We start from the raw sequence: 18,537 nt of genomic DNA, 5'->3' as shown, positions 1-18,537 counted from the left end.
ACAGAAAAGGTAAAGCAGGGCCAGGAAGGCCGGAGAGTGTGGGGCGCCACGAAGGTGCTCATTGATGACCTGGATAACAATTAGGGAAAATAATCCTACAAGCACAGCAGGTTTTTCAGTTAGCGCAAAACTATTACAAACCTTTAGCAACTGATGCCAAGGCAGGCTCTACCCTCGCGTGCCGCGATACTACACCCTGCGCGCCTGATACAGGTCGAGCGTGCGCTCGACTTCATCGATGTCAATGGTGAACCCGTCTCCATCAGGTGTACCCACTACAAAACTGAAATACTGATGATCACGGTCGGTCAGGTACTTGTAGTAGCTGACAAAACGGTTCGGCGGCTGCAAGGCCAGCACGCAACCGCCGGCCTGCAATACATTCACGCCGTGAACCAACTGGCTGCCTTCAACGCCGATGACAACTTGCGCACCTGCGCACGCGGCGACGATACCTGGCACGTCGCATTGCAGCGGGTTGACGATACGGAAACCGCGAGTGGCGCGCAGGTGCTCGGCGATTTCCAGTTCGTTGCGCAACATCCGCCGTTCGCCATCACCACCCCTGAGCAGAAAAACCCCAGGGTGTGGCGTGTGCGGCACGTGGGCGAGCAGTTTGTCGCCCATGGCGCGGTACCGGGCGTGGCGGTTGTGGTTGTTGCTCTGGTCGTCGAAAAGAACCAGTTCGCGGAAAAACGCGCTGCGCAAGCGGGCAGGTTGCATGCCCAGCCAGTGTTCGTACGCCAACGTCTGGGTGAACAGGGGGTAACGGGTGGACGGCGCGGTGGTGACCGGTACGCCTTCATCGCAGGCCAGGGCATAGGTGGGGCAATCCTCCATCAACCAGGTGCCGAACCAGGTGTTGCCATTTTGCGTGCAGTAGATGGCTGCCCGGTCCAGTTCATGCTCTACCCTGATAGTGGGAAACGTCGAGGGCTTGAGTGACAGCCAGTGGCTGGCCCGGCCTTTATATAACGCCCCGTCCACCAGCCAGACATCTTTCAACAAATAGCCACGGGTTGGCCCCTGCTCTGTTTCGATGCCGCCCTGCATGGTCCTGGCCGGGTGCACATAGGGATAGAAACGCTTGCCTTCCCAGCCGGTCACCCGTTCAAGCTGGCCGGGCAAAAACAGCGCCGGTGGCGACACTGTTGTTTCAGCCGGTGCGATGTCCCAGTGTTTCGCGGCAACCGCCTTGATATCCAGGGGCTGGGCTTGGCTCAACCGTTTGCGCGCCATGTACCGGTAGGCAGCAAGAGTCCAACCAGCATACCGGGTTACCGGCACTGCATCGTGCTGCGATAGGTCGCCTGCCATGAAGCATCTCCGAAGCGGAACAGTTCAGGAACCGCCGCAGCACCCAGATTCATTGTGCTGCCTGGTGGCGTGAGTTCAATTACACAGCACCCTTTGCATCACAGGGCTGCTTTGCAGATTGGCATAACGGTTCTGCAGGGCCTGCTCCAGGCCCTGTACGGCTTCTTCGCGGCCGTACAGGTAAATCTTGTGCAGGCCGCCGAACACCATCTCGTGGTAGCGGCTGGCAACCTGCTCGGCGCTGGCGCCAGTGGGCAGGCCCAGGTGCAGGGTCAACTTGTTCCCCTCCACCGCGAACAGGGGCGTTTCCCACAGGAAGTCTGCGGTACCTTTTTTGGGCAGGCGTACAAACAGGTAGGCGTGGTTGCCCAATGAATCGATATCACCGCCACGACGGCGCTTCCACTTCAACAACCCATCGTCTGGTCGCGCCAGGCAAAGGCCGATGTCGTAATAATCAAAGCCCTGGGCCAACGCCCATTCAAGGGCCATGAAGGTGGTGATCGAGTTCACTTCGCGCAACCGCTTGGCGTCGGAGAAAACCGCTTCGCAATAGCCGAACCGCAGCGTACTCCAATACCGTTTGCCGTCGCGCACCACTTCGCACCCCAGGTGGCAGCCAATGACCTCGTCACCCAAGGTGATCAGGTCGAGCCTGCCGACCGTCTTGGCGATCCGAAACACCTCTTCGGTGGGAAACTGCGCCGCATGAATGCCCTGCCGCGCCGTGGCGTACGGCCGCAACAGTTCGCGGTCCGCCATGGCGATTTCCTCATCCGTTGCAGCCTGGCGCATTGCATACAACGGGCGATGTTTGCGAATGCTGCGCCGCAGCTCGCTGTCGTAGCGCGCAGTAATATCTTCCAGCGCCCGCCCGAGTGGCACCACTGCGCTGAGGTAATGCGGCACTGACAAGGCACCCGCTGTCGGCATTTCGCTGACCACTACCACCTGCCCGGCATCGCGCTGGGGGGTGCCATCCACGGCTCGCGCCACGTGGCCTTTGCCGCCTATCAACAATTTGGCCATCTCACGTTGCTGCTTGCGCCCAATGTAGAGAATTTCGTACGGGCTGGTAGGCTGCAGGCGGAACCGGCTCATCTCCCAGCGCCAGAAACAGGCGCGCGCCACTACCTCGCCAGCTTTACTGGCCCACAGCCGCAAGTCGTAGCGCAGAGAGGGTGATAAATGGCGACGCGCTACAGCCGTCAACGTCTTTTTCATTTCTTCTTCGAGGTCCTGTGGGGTGCCCTGCGGCCTATCGGAAAAAGAGAACAATCCGCTTTAAGCATCTAAACCATTGATTAATAAAGCGGTAATGGCTATTTATCATCACCTGTAGAAACAATTTAAGATGCGGATAAACACTTTGGCAAGCAAAGTTGTTGCCGCAGCCCAAGAAGTTTAATGGCGCCAAATTTCCTGCCCAACGACCGTGTTATATCGGCTATTGGCTATAGGCCCGGCAATACCCGATTACCACTTGGTGGCCGATAAATACCGTTTGATGCCTCCTTCTCATGAAGGAGCTAACCCATGTCTTTATCTCACCTGCAAGGCGAACGGCAGTTACCGGCCTGGGCCCAGCACACTACCCCCGACCAGTGGGCTGCCTTGCACAAAAGCCAACTGGCCCCCTGGCAACACAGCGACTGGTTCAACAATGCCAGCCCGGACCTGCGGGAGGTGGTGAACGCCAGCCATCGGCGGTTGCTGATGGCCCAGGCAGCATTGGCCCGGTCACTTCGGGGCGTCAAGCAGGTGGTGGAATTCGCACAGCCTGCACTGCAGGCCTACCTTGCCCGCCAAGGGCTACAAGCACCGCTTGAGCACTGTGAGCTGCTACGGGTGGAACGCCGCTGGCACTGGGTGGGCCTGCGTTACCTGTTCAGCCACCGGCGCGACAGCCTGCTGCAGGCAGCACTGCAGAACTTTGCCGATGACGAAACCTTCACACCGCCAAGCGCCCTGGCCCTGAGCGCCGACATCCAGGTCACACCCATTCGCGTGCGGGGGTCGGCGATCATCGGCATGCAGACGCCTGCCGCCCACTTCATGCTGGACTCCGAGCGCTACCAGGTACAGCCCCTGCCCCTTGCACCGGAAACCTTCGCCGCCCATTGCCGTGAACAGGACCTGGGCGGCGCCTATCAGGCGCACCTGCAGCACTCCTTCGGCCAGCCCCAGGTCAGGGCATTGATGGCCGAAGTGTTCAGAGCACGCCTGCGCCTGGCGGCCGGCCTGGCCCATATGCGACATCTGCTGAGCGGCGACAGCGTCGACACCGTGACCCGGCTGCTGGCGGGTGGGCCGGTACAATGCTGGCAGCTGGCGCTGTTCGGGGTCACGCTGCACGAGGTGATGTTGATCGACTTGGGGCGTGACGGGTTGGGCCTGTTCCTGCCCAACCACACCCCTGCCCTACGCCAGTGCAACGACCTGCAAGCCGTGCACGAAGCACTGGCAACGCTGCTACTGGAGCCTGATGCGCGCAGCGCTTTCACCGCCTATGTGGTGCGCGATGCCTGCGGGCATTTTCTTGACGTGCTGCAACAGAACCTCGACGCCACTGGCGTAAGCACCCCGAACGCGACGTGGCAGCGTGCTGCCGATGCCGACCTGCGGCCGACTCGTCAGCGCATCGAAACGGATCCATTCGGCTTCGGCTGTGACCAACAGCTGGCGCGTATGAAGCATGAAGCCAGGCTGCTGGCCGTGCCCACCGCAGATGCCGATGCCAGCGCTCGGGCGCGGCGCTTGCAGGAGTGGGAAGCCATTGGCCTGGACCTGCTCAACGTTGCTGGCTTTTTCATACCGGTGGTGGGCACCGCCATGATGGCCGTAACGGCTTGCCAACTGCTGGGCGAGGCGTTCGAGGGGTATGAAGCCTGGGAAGCTGGGGACCGTCACCAGGCGCTCCAGCACCTGGAGAACCTGGGCGTGAACCTGGCATTGCTGGGCGGGTTGGGGGCAGCAGGTCACGCCTTGCCAAAGCTGTTCAACGGGCCACTGATGGCCAACCTCCAGGAAATACGCACTGCCGACGGCACTTACAAACTGTGGAACCAGGACCTGGCACCCTATCGCAGCCCTGTCGAGCTGCCCGCTGGCTTGCAGGCCAACCCTCAGGGCCAGTACCTGCATGAGGGGCGCTACTTCTTCCGTATGGACGGGCACCTCTACGAACATCAGCTGGACCCGCAGACACAGCAATGGCGCATCATCCACCCCGAAACGCCTGAGGCCTGGCAGCCCCCGCTTGAACACAATCGTCAAGGCGCCTGGCGGGGTCAGCACGAACAACCTGGCGACTGGTCCTTGACCACGCTGGTGCGCAGGCTCGGTGAGCCGCTCACAGGGTTGACTGCCGAACAGATTGAACAAGCCTGCAACCTGTGCGGTGTCGATGCCGAGCACCTGCGCCGAGTACACCTTCTGGGCCAGCCGGCGCCCGCGCTACTGCTGGATGTGCTGCAGCGCATGCAGATCGAAGACGAGTTACAGGCCTTGGGCGCTGATGCCCAACCTGGGCTGTTTGACCAACGCTACAACGGCTTGTCGGCAAATGACCTAGCCTGCGAACCGTTGCTGGCAGCTTACCCCAGGCTTTCTCCGGCCCTGGCCAGGCGTCTGCTGAAACCCTTGGGGCCGGCTGAGCGGGCGGCCTGGGAGCAGGCTCAGACGCTCCCGGCGGCTATCCGGCAGCAGGTCGCAGACGTGCACAGTGAGCTCCCGCTGGTGCGGGGCCTGGAGGGCGTGCTGCTGCCCGCGCGTGCCAGCGCGGACAGCGAACGGCTGTTGTTCAGCGCACTGGATGCCCTGCCCGCGTGGCCGGCTGACCTGCGCCTGGAGCTGCGCGCCGGGGGGCCGCAGGGCCCTGTGCTGGACGCCGTCGGCAGCGGCCACGCCACCACCCTGGCTCGGGTAATCAAATCCACCGAAGGCTATGAGGCCTACCTGGGCGAGCGCCCGGCCCCCATGCCGCAGGGCCTTGACCTCTGCCGAGCGATCGAACAGGCCCTGCCGCGCTCGCTGCACGCCCGCTTGGGCATCAAGCTAGGCAACCCCCATGCATTGCGCCAGACGGTACTGGCCTGGGCCAGCGAGCACCGCGCAGACCTGCTGCGACGGCTGGGCAGGGTGCCCCGGCAACCCGCCGTGCCTCAGGGGTGGTTGCGCGGTGGGCGCCCCCTCGACCCGCTGCCGCCGGCCCCCCGCCAAACCCACTCACTGGCGGCGGCCTTCCGGCGAATCTATCCCGAGGCCACCGATGCCGAGATCGCCGATTGGTTGAGCGAAGACCAGGAAGATGACGACCTCGACGATATGCGCTCTACCAGTGAACGCTTGCGCGCGCTGCAAGAGCGGCTGGTGGCCCTGCGTGCCGAGCTGGCCGAATGGGCACGCCCCAACCCCCTCCGCCCCCATCAACGGCACTTGGCGGTCCAGCCGCTCATCAACGCCTGGCGACGCATGACACGCCTGCCGCTCGAAGGCGGAGGCAGGCTCTTCAGCCTCGATCTGTCAAAGCTGGACCTCCAGCACGATGACCTGGCAAGCATGCCGCTGGGCGAAGGCTTCACGCATATCGAGCACCTGTCGTTAAGCGGCAACCGCTCCCTCAAGCACCTGCCCACTGTGTTCTGCCAGCACTTCCCCAACCTCACGCGGCTGCTGCTCACAGACTGCCGGTTCGACCATCTCCCCCTGGTAACGCACCCTGAAGCGTTGCGCTGGCTGGACCTGGACAGCAATCGGGTAACCTGGGACGACCTATGCCAGCAGACCTTCCAGCGCTACACCGGCTTGACCGTGCTCGACCTCACCGACAACCCACTGCTGCGCGCACCCGACCTGCGCCTGCACCCTGAGCTGAAGACACTGTTCCTTTCAGGGTGCGCGCTGACTGACCTGCCACGCGGCCTGGAACAGATGATCGAACCCTTCGTACTGGACCTCTCGGACAACCAGTTGGCGCAATTACCTGAAGGCTTCGAACTGCCGACTCATATTGCCGATACTCTGCGCCTGGAAAGCGAGGGGTTGAGCGCGCCCGTGGTGGCGCAGATCGAGGCTTACAATGCGTCTCACCATGTCGACCTGATGGTCTGCGAAAGCGATTATCTGGACTTCTTCGACGGCACCGGCGCCGCCGAGTCGGCGGTGTGGCAACGCCTGCCGCTGCAATACCGCCGCGACCTGCGGGCATTGCTCGACACCGAGCCGTTTCTTTCACACCCGCAGCAATCGCACGCCGAATTCTGGCGCAGACTTACCCTGATCGACACCCACCCTGCGCTGCGCGAGCAGTGGCTGGGCCGCCCCGCAATCGATCTGTTCAACTTGCCGCTGTAACACCCCGGCGCTGCGGGGCGCTCGCCCCGCAGGCACAATGCTCCAAGTTGGGCCACACTGGTTTTTTTTCGCCAGCCAGCGCATGCTCGAACTGAATCGTTTCACCTGGCGTACGCAACGCCGTCACGAACATGAGGTGCAGCAACCATGGAACGTCTGCTCGATTCACTCTTCCCCCGCCTGGAGGACATACCGGACGCTTGGCGGCTGGGTGCCCCACTGGAACAACGGGACTACCTGGTCGGCGGTGAGCTGAGGCGCTGGGACGGCCCCTTGAACACCGTCTACAGCCCGGTGTGGCTCAAGGAAGGCAGCCAAGAGCGCCAGGTGATGCTGGGCAGCGCCCCCCTGCTGGATGCCGATACCGCACTTACCGCCCTGGACGCCGCCGTCCATGCCTACGACAAGGGTCGCGGCAAGTGGCCGAACATGCGCGTGGCCGAGCGTATCCAGCATGTCGAAGCGTTCCTTGCGCGCATGCGCGAACAGCGCCAGGCCGTGGTCAAGTTGCTGATGTGGGAAATCGGCAAGAACCTCAAGGACTCCGAGAAGGAGTTCGACCGCACCTGCGACTACATCGTCGACACCATCAATGCCCTCAAGGACCTCGACCGCCGCTCCAGCCGCTTCGAACTGGAACAGGGCACGCTGGGCCAGATTCGCCGGGCGCCGCTGGGCGTAGCGTTGTGCATGGGGCCTTACAACTACCCCTTGAACGAAACTTTCACAACGCTCATCCCGGCGCTGATCATGGGCAACACGGTAGTGTTCAAGCCAGCCAAGTTTGGTGTGCTGCTGATCCGCCCGCTCCTGGAGGCGTTCCGCGACAGCTTCCCGCCAGGGGTGATCAACGTGATCTACGGCCGTGGCCGGGAAACGGTGAGTGCGCTGATGGCCAGCGGCAAGATCGACGTGTTCGCGTTCATCGGCACCCACAAGGCGGCCAGCGACCTGAAGAAGCTGCACCCACGGCCCCATCGCCTGCGCGCGGCATTGGGGCTGGACGCCAAGAACCCCGGCATCGTGCTGCCTCAGGTCGACCTCGACAATGCGGTGGAAGAAGCCGTTACCGGTGCCCTGTCATTCAATGGTCAGCGCTGCACCGCGCTGAAAATACTGTTCGTGCATGAGGACGTGGCCGAGGCGTTTCTGGATAAATTCAAGCGCAAGCTGGCCGACCTCAAGGCCGGCATGCCGTGGGAACCGGGCGTGGCGCTGACGCCGTTGCCTGAGCCGGGCAAGGTGGCGTATCTCAACGAACTGGTAGCCGATGCAACCGCGCACGGCGCCCAGGTGCTGAACGAGCACGGCGGGCGCAGCCGTGGGTCGTTCTTCTACCCGGCGCTGCTCTACCCGGTGAGCGCGGGCATGCGGGTGTACCACGAGGAGCAGTTCGGCCCTGTGGTGCCGGTGGTGCCCTACCGGGACCTGCAAACCGTCATCGACTATGTACTGGACTCCGACTACGGCCAGCAACTGAGCCTGTTTGGCAATGACCCGGCCACCATCGGCAGCCTGGTCGATACATTCGCCAACCAGGTTGGGCGTATCAATATTAATGCACAGTGCCAGCGCGGCCCGGATACCTACCCGTTCAACGGGCGCAAGAACAGCGCCGAAGGTACGCTTTCGGTACACGACGCACTGCGTGTGTTCTCGATTCGAACCCTGGTCGCCACCCGTTTCCAGGACGCGAACAAGGCGCTGATCAGCGAAATCATCCGCAACCGGCAGTCCAGCTTCCTGACCACCGATTACATCTTCTGACGGTTGAAAGCAGCAGCGCTTTGCTTGAAGCTTGAGGTTCTGAGCAAGGAGCTGCTGCATGCGCATCATCGACAAGACCGCCACCCAGGTGCGTAGCCTGACGCCTGCTGAAGAAGCGCTGCTGGAGGGGTTTGCCAGCGGCAGCCTTACCGGGCCTCGGCTGCTGCAAGCCAACCAGTTGTTGATGCACGTGCGTAACGCCAACCACTGGCTGGCGTGCGACTGCCGCAGCGATGCGCTGCCGGTGCTTAACGTCACACTCAACGGCCACACCGGCACGCTGTTTCTCAAGAACAACCCCGGCACTGCCGAGCACGCCCCGGGGTGCCCGTTCACCAAGAACGAACAAGAGGCGGCCGAGCGCGACAGCGCCCCTGTGCAGCCGGCGGCCTGGCTGGCACCGGATACCCCACTGCGCCTGATCGGCGACTTTCGCCCAGCATCCTCAGGCAGCGGCGGCGAGAGCGCGGACCGCCGTGAGCAACAGCGGCTGCTGTCCCTGTTGCTGACCTGGATCGAAACCAGCGGCCTGAACCTGTATGCCACCCACCTCAAACAGGACCTCACTGGGCAATTCGCCCAGTTGCGCAATGTGGCAAGCCGCTATCCCTTGCTTGAACGGGTACCGGCCAGCAACTACCTGGAAACCCGCCTGGACATGAAGCACATGATGATGCTCAAGGCGCGGCTGCGAGAGGCCACGGTGTTCGGCAACCACCGGCGGCACGGCCTGCTGCTCGACTGCATCGATCAGATCAAGGGCCGCAAGCTGTTCAGCAACCGCAGCGTCGAAGGCGTCGATTTCCAAGGTCACCACCTGTACTGGGGCGGGCAACGCACCAGCGGCCCACTGTTGGCCCTGGTGCTGTATTCGCCAGCCACGCCCGGCAGCCAGTTCTACGAGCTGATCCACGTGGCAAGCGTGCCTGTGCTGTCACGCAGGCATCTGTTCCCCGTATACCGCGACGAGGAGCGTGAACCGCTCAAGGCCTTGGTGGCATTGGTGGACTGGATGGCCGGCAAGGGCGTGAAGGTGCAGATGCGCCGGCCGGTTATCGGCGGCCAGGTCATGGATGAACTAGTGATGACCTCGGACCAGGACCGTGTGCTCTCGGTTTCATTGCTGGAGAAGCCCATGGGCCCCGAGCCGGACGCCGACAACTTCAAGCGCTATGCCGACTTCAAGAGCCCCGAAACCTTCCGCAAGTTTGTCGCCGGTTTTTTCATGCGCGAGCGCTGAGGCCGCCACCCCGGCGCTGGCTTCGCCCTTACATCAGCCTAGAAACAGCCTGTAGGCCGGGTTGTCGGTTTCGTCCCAGTACTGGTAGCCCATTTCCGCCAGCGCCGAACGCCAGCCACCGCGCTCCTCTTCCGGGATTTCGAGTGCCGCAAACACACGAGCGTGGGCGGCACCGTGGTTACGGTAATGGAACAGGCTGATGTTCCAACGCTTGCCCAACCGTTCCAGAAACGCCAGCAGCGCCCCGGGGCGCTCCGGGAACTCGAAGCGCAGCACACGCTCTTGGGCGCCTGGCGCGGCATGGCCGCCCACGGTGTGGCGAACATGCAGCTTGGCCAGTTCGTTGTCAGTCAGGTCAAGCACGTCATAACCCTGCCCGCGCAGGCCGCCTAGCAGCTGCTCGCGGGGGTCGTGCTGCGGGTGGGTCTGCACCCCCACGAACAACCGCGCCGGTTTGCCCGGGTTGCAGCGGTAGTTGAACTCGGTGATCTGGCGCTTGCCCAGTGCCTGGCAGAAGCTACGGAAACTGCCAGGTTGCTCCGGTATGGTGACGGCGATGATCGCTTCACGCTGCTCACCCAGCTCGGCACGCTCGGCCACGTGGCGCAAGCGGTCGAAATTGACGTTGGCCCCGGAGTCAACGGCCACCAACGTCTGCCCCTGGATACCTTCACGGGCCACATACTGCTTGATACCTGCCACGGCCAGTGCCCCGGAGGGTTCTGTGATGGAGCGGGTATCGTCGTAGATATCCTTGATGGCAGCGCACAGCGCATCGTTGCCGACCGTCAGTACTTCATCGACAAAATGCCGGCACAGCTCGAAGCAGTGGGCGCCGACCTGGGCAACGGCAACGCCATCGGCAAACGCCCCCACCTGTGGCAGTACCACCCGCTCCCCGGCTTGCAGCGCCGCCTGCAGGCAGTTCGAGTCCTGCGGTTCTACACCAATCACCTTCACATCCGGCCGCAGGTATTTCACATAGGCTGCGATGCCAGCGATAAGGCCACCGCCGCCCACCGGCACGAAAATGGCGTGCAACGGGCCTTGGCACTGGCGCAGTATCTCCATGCCCACGGTGCCCTGCCCTGCGATCACATCGGGGTCGTCGAACGGCGGCACGAAGGTGGCGCCGCCGCGGTCCGCCAGGGTCAGCGCATGGGCCAGTGCGTGGGGGAAACTCTCACCGTGCAACACCACGTGCCCACCCCGTGAGCGTACCCCCTCCACCTTCAGCGACGGCGTGGTGGTCGGCATGACGATGGTCGCCGTCATGCCAAGGTGTGAGGCGGCCAGTGCCACACCTTGGGCATGGTTGCCGGCCGAGGCCGTGATCACACCGCGCGCGCGCTGCGCTGCACTTAGCCGCGCCAGGCGCGTGTAGGCGCCGCGGATCTTGAATGAGAAGGTCGGTTGCAGGTCTTCGCGCTTGAGCAGCACCGGGTTACCGAGCCTGGCAGACAAGGCCGGCGCGGCCTGCAACGGTGTTTCGATGGCCAGGTCATACACCGGCGCGGCGAGAATGCGCCTGACCTGCTCCGACAGCAATTGCTGGGGTGTGGGGGTGAGACGAGGGCTGTCGCAGAGGCTGGTCATCGGTAACTCCTTGGCGGTTGTTCAGGGTGCCCAGGAGTCAGATGGAAAAACCCGCCTCCAGGGCGGGTTTCGTGCACGTTCGCGCTAGCCCGCCAAGCTGATAATGGCGGTAATAATGCTGGCGAAGGCGTGCGGGAGGGTGTGCATAGGCACGACGTTATCCCGCGCCACGGTCGCACGTCAACACTTGGCCTGCTGGGCCGACAGCGGCACGTCGAATACCTTGTCGAACCCCCACTGGAAGAAGAACGCATATAGGAAGAAGAACACGAACAGCGCCAGGTTGGTCAGCAGCGCCGCCCAGAGGCTTACCTGCAGCCAGTAAGCCACCACCGGCAGCAGAAGGACGACCAGCCCGCCTTCGAAGCCTAACGCATGCAACAGCCGACGCAGCAAGGTGCGCTCGCGCGCTGGCTGACGCGCCTCCCAACGTTCAAATGCCCAGCTGTAGGCCATGTTCCAGCTCATGGCGATGCCAGACATCAACACCGACAGCACGGCCGATTGTGCCATGCCTGCACCGAAAGCCAGTTCCAGCGCGGGCGCTACACACACTACGGCGATGGCCTCGTAGAGCACGACCTGGACGATCTTGCGTGCCTTGCCTTGCATGTTCAGCTCCCGGATGGACAGCCTGTAACGCTACAAGAAGTGCAAGGTTAGAAGAAGCGGTGCAGCAGGTTTTTTCAACTGGCGGGCAGCCGTATGGTAAACCGGGCCCCACCCAGGGCAGATTGCGCAACCGTCAGCGTTCCCCCTTGCCCCTCGATGGCCCGGCGGCTGATCGCCAACCCCAGGCCAAACCCGCCAGTGCTGCGGTCACGGCTGCGGTCCAGGCGGTAGAACGGCTGGAAGATCCGCTCGCGTTCCTCCACCGGAATACCGATGCCGTCGTCCTCCACGGTCAACAGGCACGCCCCCTCTTCCAGGCTCAAGCGCAGCAGCAGGCGCTTGTCGCAGTAGCGCATGGCATTGCGCACCAGGTTTTGCACCGCACGCGCAGTAAGCCGCGGGTCGAGCACGAAACGCGGCATGTCATTGCCGGCGCGCACTTCCCACTGGATGCCCCGGCCATCGAGCTCTTCGGCAAAACTGCCAAGCACGCTGTCCACCAGTTCCAGCAGCGATACTTCCACCCGTTCGCGCGCCTGGTCGGTATTGTACAAACGGCTGTAGGACAGCAGCTCCAGTACCAGTTCGTCCAGTTCCCGCACATGGCCCACCAGTTCGAGCAGGCGCTTGCGGCTGGCCGCCGGCACCTCATCGAACAGCAGCACCAGGCCGAAATCCAGGCGGGTCAGGGGCGTGCGCAGTTCGTGTGAAACGGCGTTGAGCAGTTCACGTTGCTGATTAACGTGGCGCTCCAGGTCGCCGGCCATGGTGTCGAACACCCCGGCCAACTCACCGATGTTGGAATGTGCAGAAATATGCGTGCGCTCCGACATCTCGCCCTGCCCCAGGCGCCGGGCGGTTTCCTTGAGGCGTTCAAGGTCGCGCCAGTGCGGCCACACCCAAAGCAGCAGGCAACCCAGCATGGCAGCGCCGATCAGTACCGTGACACCCCAGGACAGCACGTTGATGTCCAAGGGGTCTGGCGGCGAATGCAAACGCACCAGCCAGTCCTTGTCCAGGGGCGCCAGCACCGTTTGGTAATAACCCCAGTCTGCCAACCGCACGGCGTACAGCCCCTGCTCCAGGCGCGAACGCTCTGCCGGCCGCAAGCCGGCATCGCTCAAGCGCAGCAGTTGCACCTGCAACGGCGCGAAATCCTCGGCCAGTGCCTGCTCGACCGCCGGCCACTGCGCCTTGGGCACCTGGTGGAACTGGCGCACGATCAGCGACTGCACGCCCTTGGTCTGCCCCAGGTTGTAGGCCATGAAGCGGTCCTGGAACAGCCCGACGATGGTGTCGGGTATGAACAGCAAGGCGCCGGCATACGCCACGATGATGACCAGGTACAGGCGCACCAGAATTTTCAGCATGGGCGGTCAGCACTCCCACTCGACGCGGCTGAACAGGTAGCCTTTGCCCCACACGGTCTTGATCTTGCGGGCTTCCCCGGCATTGTCATCGAACTTGCGCCGCAACTTGGAGATGGCCACGTCGACCGAGCGGTCGGTGCCGTTGAACTCGATGCCACGCAACTGCTGCAGAATGCGGTCGCGGTTCAGCACCACTCCCGCATTGCGCGCCAGCACCACCAGCAAGTTGTATTCCCCGCTGGACAGCTCCACCGCCTCACCGCGCCACGTCACCGTACGCTCGGCCAGGTCGATGCGCAGGCCGCCGATAACGATCAGATCCTGGTCCAGGCGGGGTTCGTTGATGCTGCTGCGGCGCAGCAGGGTGCGCACCCGCGCCAGCAGCACGCGCGGCTCGCACGGTTTGTTGACATAGTCGTCCGCGCCCATCTCCAACCCCAGCACCTGGTCATGGCTGTCGTCACGGGCGGTAAGCATCAGGATCGGCAGGTTACGGGACTGCTGACGCAACAGGCGGCAAACCTGCAGCCCGTCGATACCCGGCAGCATCAGGTCGAGGATGACCAGGTCAGGTTTGTGCCGACGGTACTCGTCGAGCACATGGTCGCCGCGGGCAATCACCTGTACCTGGAATTCATTGCGTTGCAGGTAGCTGGCGATCAGCTCGGACAGGGCACTGTCGTCTTCGACCAGGAAAATATTCGGCATAGGCGCTTGGGTTCTGGATTGGAGTGGAACTGTGCCGGCCTCTTCGCGGGTAAACCCGCTCACACAGAGGCCGCAGGCAATGGGTGACTGTGAGGCCGGGTCTACCCGCGACCAAACCGGCACAAGCCTACGCAGAATATAGAACCCACCCCGCCTACAGGATCATTCTTCACACTTTTTCACACCTGCCCTACAGCTGTTCACAGCAATTCGTAGAGCGACTGCCGTAGCATAGTGTGGATCATCAGCGGAAGACCCGTATGCCCAACACATCATCCCCCTGCCTGCGCCGCCTGGCGCTTCTGGCGTTACTGGGCCTTGGCCTGAGCGGCTGTAGCGAAGGTGACAACCAGGACCAACAGCCCCCTGCCCCCCAAGTGCGGGTAGAAACCCTGCAACTGCAGCCACTGGCCGTCACCACTGAGCTCAGCGGCCGCATTCTGGCACCGCGCACAGCGGAGGTTCGCGCCCGGGTGGCTGGCGTGGTGCTCAAGCGCGTGTACCGTGAAGGCAGCGATGTGAAGCAGGGGGATGTGCTGTTTCTGATCGATCCGGCCCCGTTCAAGGCAGACTTCGACAGCGCCAAGGCGGCCCTAGCCAAGGCCGAGGCCACGCTATACCAAGCCAGGCTGCAGGAGCAGCGCTACCGCGAACTGGTCAGCGACAAAGCGGTCAGCCGCCAGGAATACGACAATGCCAAAGCCAGCTTCCTGCAGGCCGACGGCGCTGTGGCCGAAGCCAAGGCCGCCCTGCAACGGGCACGCCTGAACCTCGGCTACGCCACGGTCACGGCGCCAATCGCCGGCCGCATTGGCCGGGCTCAGGTAACCGAAGGCGCGCTGGTTGGGCAGAACGAAGCCACGCCGCTGGCGACCATTCAGCAACTGGACCCCATCCACGCCGATGTTACCCAGTCGACCCGCGAAATCAGCGCACTGCGCAAGGCCCTGCGCGCTGGCCAGGTGCAGCAGGTCGGCGATGGCCAGGCCAGCGTTACCCTGATCCAGGACGACGGCAGTGCCTATCCACTACCCGGCAAGTTGCTGTTCTCCGACATCAGCGTCGATCCGAGTACCAACCAGATCACCCTGCGCAGCGAATTCCCCAACCCCAACCTGGACCTGTTGCCTGGCAGCTATGTGCGCGTGCGCCTGGCGCAGGCGGTGCAACCCCAGGGCATCAGCGTGCCCCAACGCGCCATCCAACGCGACAGCGCCGGCGTGCCGAAGGTCATGGTGGTGGACCCGCAGTCTCGCGTCAGCGACCGCCAGGTAGTGCTGGGCAGCGCCCAGGGCGACCGTTGGGTGGTCACCGAGGGCCTGGCTGCCGGTGAGCAGGTAGTGGTTGAAGGCCTGCAGCACATCAAGGCCGGGGACCAGGTGCAGGTTGATACTGCCACCCAGGCCAAGCCCGTCGCACAGCACCCCGGCCAGTGAGGGCCTGACCCATGCCGCAATTCTTCATTGACCGCCCGATTTTCGCCTGGGTGGTCGCACTGTTCATCCTGCTGGCAGGCGCCCTCGCCATTCCGCAACTGCCAGTGGCGCAGTACCCGAATGTGGCGCCGCCACAGATCGAAATCTATGCCGTTTACCCTGGCGCTTCGGCGGCGACCATGGACGAAAGCGTGGTCAGCCTGATCGAGCAGGAACTCAACGGCGCCGACAACCTGCTGTATTTCGAATCCCAGAGCAGCCTGGGCAGCGCTACCATTACCGCGACCTTCCAGCCCGGCACCCACCCGGACCTGGCTCAGGTTGACGTGCAGAACCGGTTGAAAGTGGTCGAATCGCGCCTGCCACGGCCGGTCACCCAGCAGGGTTTGCAAGTGCAGAAGCTGTCCACTGGTTTTCTGCTGCTGGGTACCCTTACCTCCGAGGATGGCAAGCTCGACGAAACCGCCCTGTCGGACATCCTCGCTCGCAACGTGATGAACGAAATCCGCCGCATCAAAGGGGTGGGCAAGGCACAGCTGTATGGTTCGGAGCGGGCCATGCGCATCTGGATCGACCCTGCGAAACTGGTCGGCCTGAACCTCACCCCCAACGATGTGGCCAACGCGATTGCCGGGCAGAACGCCCAGGTGGCGCCTGGCAGCATCGGTGACCTGCCTGGCCGCGACACGCAGGAGATCACCGCCAACGTCGTGGTAAAGGGCCAGTTGTCCTCCCCCGAGGAGTTCGCCGCCATCGTTCTGCGCGCCAACCCAGACGGCTCCACCGTGACCATTGGCGATGTGGCACGGGTCGAAGTGGGTGCCCAGGAATACCAGTTCGGCACCCGCCTCAATGGCAAGCCAGCCACCGCCTTCAGTGTGCAGCTGTCGCCTGGCGCCAACGCCATGGAAACCGCCACGCTGGTGCGGGCGAAGATGCAGGACCTGGCGCGCTACTTCCCGGAGGGCGTCAAATACGACATCCCGTACGACACCTCGCCGTTCGTCAAGGTGTCCATCCAGCAGGTGATCACCACCCTGTTCGAAGCCATGCTGCTGGTGTTCGCAGTGATGTTCCTGTTCTTGCAGAACCTGCGTTACACGCTGATCCCTACGCTGGTGGTGCCGGTGGCGTTGATGGGCACGTTCGCGGTGATGCTGGCCCTGGGCTTTTCGGTCAACGTTCTGACGTTGTTCGGGATGGTCCTGGCCATCGGCATCCTGGTGGACGACGCCATCGTGGTGGTGGAAAACGTCGAGCGCATCATGGCCGAGGAAGGCCTGCCGCCCAAGGAGGCCACCCGCAAGGCCATGGGGCAGATCAGCGGTGCCATTATCGGCATCACGCTGGTACTGGTGGCGGTGTTCCTGCCCATGGCGTTCATGCAAGGCTCGGTCGGGGTCATCTACCAGCAGTTCTCGGTATCAATGGCGGTGTCGATCCTGTTCTCGGCCTTCCTGGCCCTGAGCCTCACCCCAGCGCTGTGCGCGACACTGCTCAAACCCGTTGCCAAGGGCGAGCATCACCAGCGCAAGGGCTTCTTTGGCTGGTTCAACCGCCGCTTCGAAGGCATGAGCAACGGCTATCAGGGCTGGGTTTCCGGCGCTTTGCGCCGCAGTGGCCGGTATTTGTTGGTGTACGCCTTGCTGCTGGGCGTGCTGGGCTACGGGTTCAGCCAACTGCCCACGGCGTTTCTGCCAACCGAAGACCAGGGCTACACCATCACAGACATCCAGCTGCCACCCGGTGCCACGCGCATGCGTACCGAGCAGGTGGCCGCACAGATAGAGGCGCACAACGGCTCGGAGCCGGGCGTGGGCAATACCACGGTCATTCTTGGCTTCAGCTTCTCGGGCAGCGGGCAGAATGCGGCCTTGGCGTTCACCACGCTCAAGGACTGGTCGGAGCGCGGCGCGGATGACAGCGCCCAGTCGATTGCCGACCGCGCCAACATGGCCCTCTCTCAGCTCAAGGATGCCGTGGCGTTTGCCGTGCTGCCGCCGCCGATCGATGGCCTTGGCGAGTCCACCGGTTTCCAGTTCCGCCTACAGGACCGTGGCGGCATGGGCCATGCAGAACTGATGGCGGCCCGCGACGAGCTGCTGGCCAACGCCGGCAAGAGCAAGGTGCTGACCAACGTGCGCGAGGCCTCCCTGGCCGAAAGCCCGCAGGTGCAGCTTGAGATCGACCGCCGGCAGGCCAACGCGCTTGGCGTATCGTTCGCTGACATCGGCTCGGTACTGGATGTGGCGGTGGGCTCCAGCTACGTCAACGATTTCCCCAACCAGGGCCGCATGCAGCGTGTAGTGGTTCAGGCTGAGGGCGACCAGCGCAGCCAGGTCGAGGACCTGCTGAAGATTCATGTGCGCAACAGCAGCGGCAAGATGGTACCGCTGGCGGCATTCGTGCAAGCCAAGTGGGTCAGTGGCCCCGTACAGCTCACCCGTTACAACGGCTACCCGGCGGTGTCGATTTCGGGCGAACCGGCCGCCGGTTACAGCTCGGGTGAGGCCATGGCCGAAGTGGAGCGGCTGGTGGCGCAACTGCCCACCGGGATGGGCCTGGAATGGACCGGCCTGTCGCTGCAGGAGCGCCTGTCGGGCAGCCAGGCCCCGGTATTGATGGCGCTGTCGCTGCTGGTGGTGTTCCTGTGCCTGGCGGCATTGTATGAAAGCTGGTCGATCCCCACTGCGGTGTTGCTGGTAGTACCGCTGGGCATACTGGGCGCAGTGCTGGCCGTTTCCCTGCGTGGCATGCCCAACGACGTGTTCTTCAAGGTGGGCCTGATTACCCTGATCGGCCTGTCGGCGAAAAACGCCATCCTGATCATCGAGTTCGCCAAGAGCCTGGTCGACCAGGGCCTGGATGCCACCGAGGCGGCGATACAGGCCGCGCGCTTGCGGTTGCGCCCCATCGTCATGACCTCGCTGGCGTTCATCCTCGGTGTGGTCCCGCTGGCCATCGCCAGCGGCGCCAGCTCGGCCAGCCAGCAGGCGATCGGCACCGGTGTGATCGGTGGCATGCTCAGTGCCACCCTTGCCGTGGTGTTCGTACCGGTATTCTTCGTGGTGGTGATGCGCCTGGCCGGGCGCGGCAAGCAACCCGCCAACGAGGTTGCCCACGACAGCTGACTGGA

The 18,537-nt window shown here is 63.4% G+C and carries 11 protein-coding genes; 5 read left to right on the top strand and 6 right to left on the bottom strand.

Annotated features, from left to right (window positions below):
- Nucleotides 1–189: 189 nt before the first annotated feature.
- Together IAE33_RS00485 and IAE33_RS00480 are read right to left on the bottom strand one after the other, a co-directional pair.
- The gene (locus IAE33_RS00485; RefSeq protein ID WP_201161663.1) at nucleotides 190–1,317 is read right to left on the bottom strand and encodes a glycosyltransferase family 61 protein; all 1,128 of its coding nucleotides are present in this window, start codon (nucleotides 1,315–1,317) and stop codon (nucleotides 190–192) included.
- 75 nt (nucleotides 1,318–1,392) lie between these two features.
- Nucleotides 1,393–2,541, bottom strand: coding sequence for a hypothetical protein (locus tag IAE33_RS00480; protein ID WP_201161662.1), 1,149 nt, complete (start codon nucleotides 2,539–2,541; stop codon nucleotides 1,393–1,395).
- A 312-nt stretch (nucleotides 2,542–2,853) separates the two neighbouring features.
- On the opposite strand from IAE33_RS00480, the gene IAE33_RS00475 reads away from it, so the two are divergent.
- From IAE33_RS00475 to IAE33_RS00465, 3 genes are all read left to right on the top strand, one after another.
- Entirely contained in the window at nucleotides 2,854–6,672 is a 3,819-nt protein-coding gene (locus IAE33_RS00475) for a dermonecrotic toxin domain-containing protein (protein ID WP_201161661.1), read from the top strand.
- A 147-nt stretch (nucleotides 6,673–6,819) separates the two neighbouring features.
- Complete coding sequence (locus tag IAE33_RS00470) at nucleotides 6,820–8,439, top strand: NADP-dependent glyceraldehyde-3-phosphate dehydrogenase (protein WP_201161660.1); 1,620 nt, start codon at nucleotides 6,820–6,822, stop codon at nucleotides 8,437–8,439.
- Between the two features lie 58 nt (nucleotides 8,440–8,497).
- Nucleotides 8,498–9,679, top strand: coding sequence for a hypothetical protein (locus IAE33_RS00465; protein ID WP_201161659.1), 1,182 nt, complete (start codon nucleotides 8,498–8,500; stop codon nucleotides 9,677–9,679).
- Between the two features lie 33 nt (nucleotides 9,680–9,712).
- Here the strand turns inward: IAE33_RS00465 and ilvA are convergent, their stop codons facing one another.
- From ilvA to IAE33_RS00445, 4 genes are all read right to left on the bottom strand, one after another.
- The gene (gene ilvA, locus IAE33_RS00460) at nucleotides 9,713–11,275 is read right to left on the bottom strand and encodes a threonine ammonia-lyase, biosynthetic (protein ID WP_201161658.1); all 1,563 of its coding nucleotides are present in this window, start codon (nucleotides 11,273–11,275) and stop codon (nucleotides 9,713–9,715) included.
- A gap of 180 nt (nucleotides 11,276–11,455) precedes the next feature.
- Nucleotides 11,456–11,887, bottom strand: a complete 432-nt coding sequence (locus IAE33_RS00455; protein WP_201161657.1) for a PACE efflux transporter — start codon at nucleotides 11,885–11,887, stop codon at nucleotides 11,456–11,458.
- A 74-nt stretch (nucleotides 11,888–11,961) separates the two neighbouring features.
- The gene (locus IAE33_RS00450; RefSeq protein WP_201161656.1) at nucleotides 11,962–13,257 is read right to left on the bottom strand and encodes an ATP-binding protein; all 1,296 of its coding nucleotides are present in this window, start codon (nucleotides 13,255–13,257) and stop codon (nucleotides 11,962–11,964) included.
- Between the two features lie 6 nt (nucleotides 13,258–13,263).
- Nucleotides 13,264–13,965 (bottom strand): response regulator transcription factor, encoded by a 702-nt coding sequence (locus IAE33_RS00445; protein ID WP_201161655.1) that lies wholly within the window; start codon nucleotides 13,963–13,965, stop codon nucleotides 13,264–13,266.
- 260 nt (nucleotides 13,966–14,225) lie between these two features.
- On the opposite strand from IAE33_RS00445, the gene IAE33_RS00440 reads away from it, so the two are divergent.
- Together IAE33_RS00440 and IAE33_RS00435 are read left to right on the top strand one after the other, a co-directional pair.
- A complete protein-coding gene (locus IAE33_RS00440) occupies nucleotides 14,226–15,401 on the top strand; it encodes an efflux RND transporter periplasmic adaptor subunit (RefSeq protein WP_028633896.1) in 1,176 nt (391 codons plus the stop codon).
- An 11-nt stretch (nucleotides 15,402–15,412) separates the two neighbouring features.
- Nucleotides 15,413–18,532: an efflux RND transporter permease subunit gene (locus IAE33_RS00435; RefSeq protein WP_201161654.1), complete on the top strand. Its 3,120-nt coding sequence runs from the start codon at nucleotides 15,413–15,415 to the stop codon at nucleotides 18,530–18,532.
- Nucleotides 18,533–18,537: the final 5 nt, after the last annotated feature.

Origin of the sequence: Pseudomonas sp. S60 (genome assembly GCF_016647865.1) — a bacterium.
GTDB lineage: Bacteria > Pseudomonadota > Gammaproteobacteria > Pseudomonadales > Pseudomonadaceae > Aquipseudomonas > Aquipseudomonas parafulva.
The sequence above is the reverse complement of the archived record's forward strand: the minus strand, read 5'-3'. Positions and strand labels throughout refer to the sequence as shown.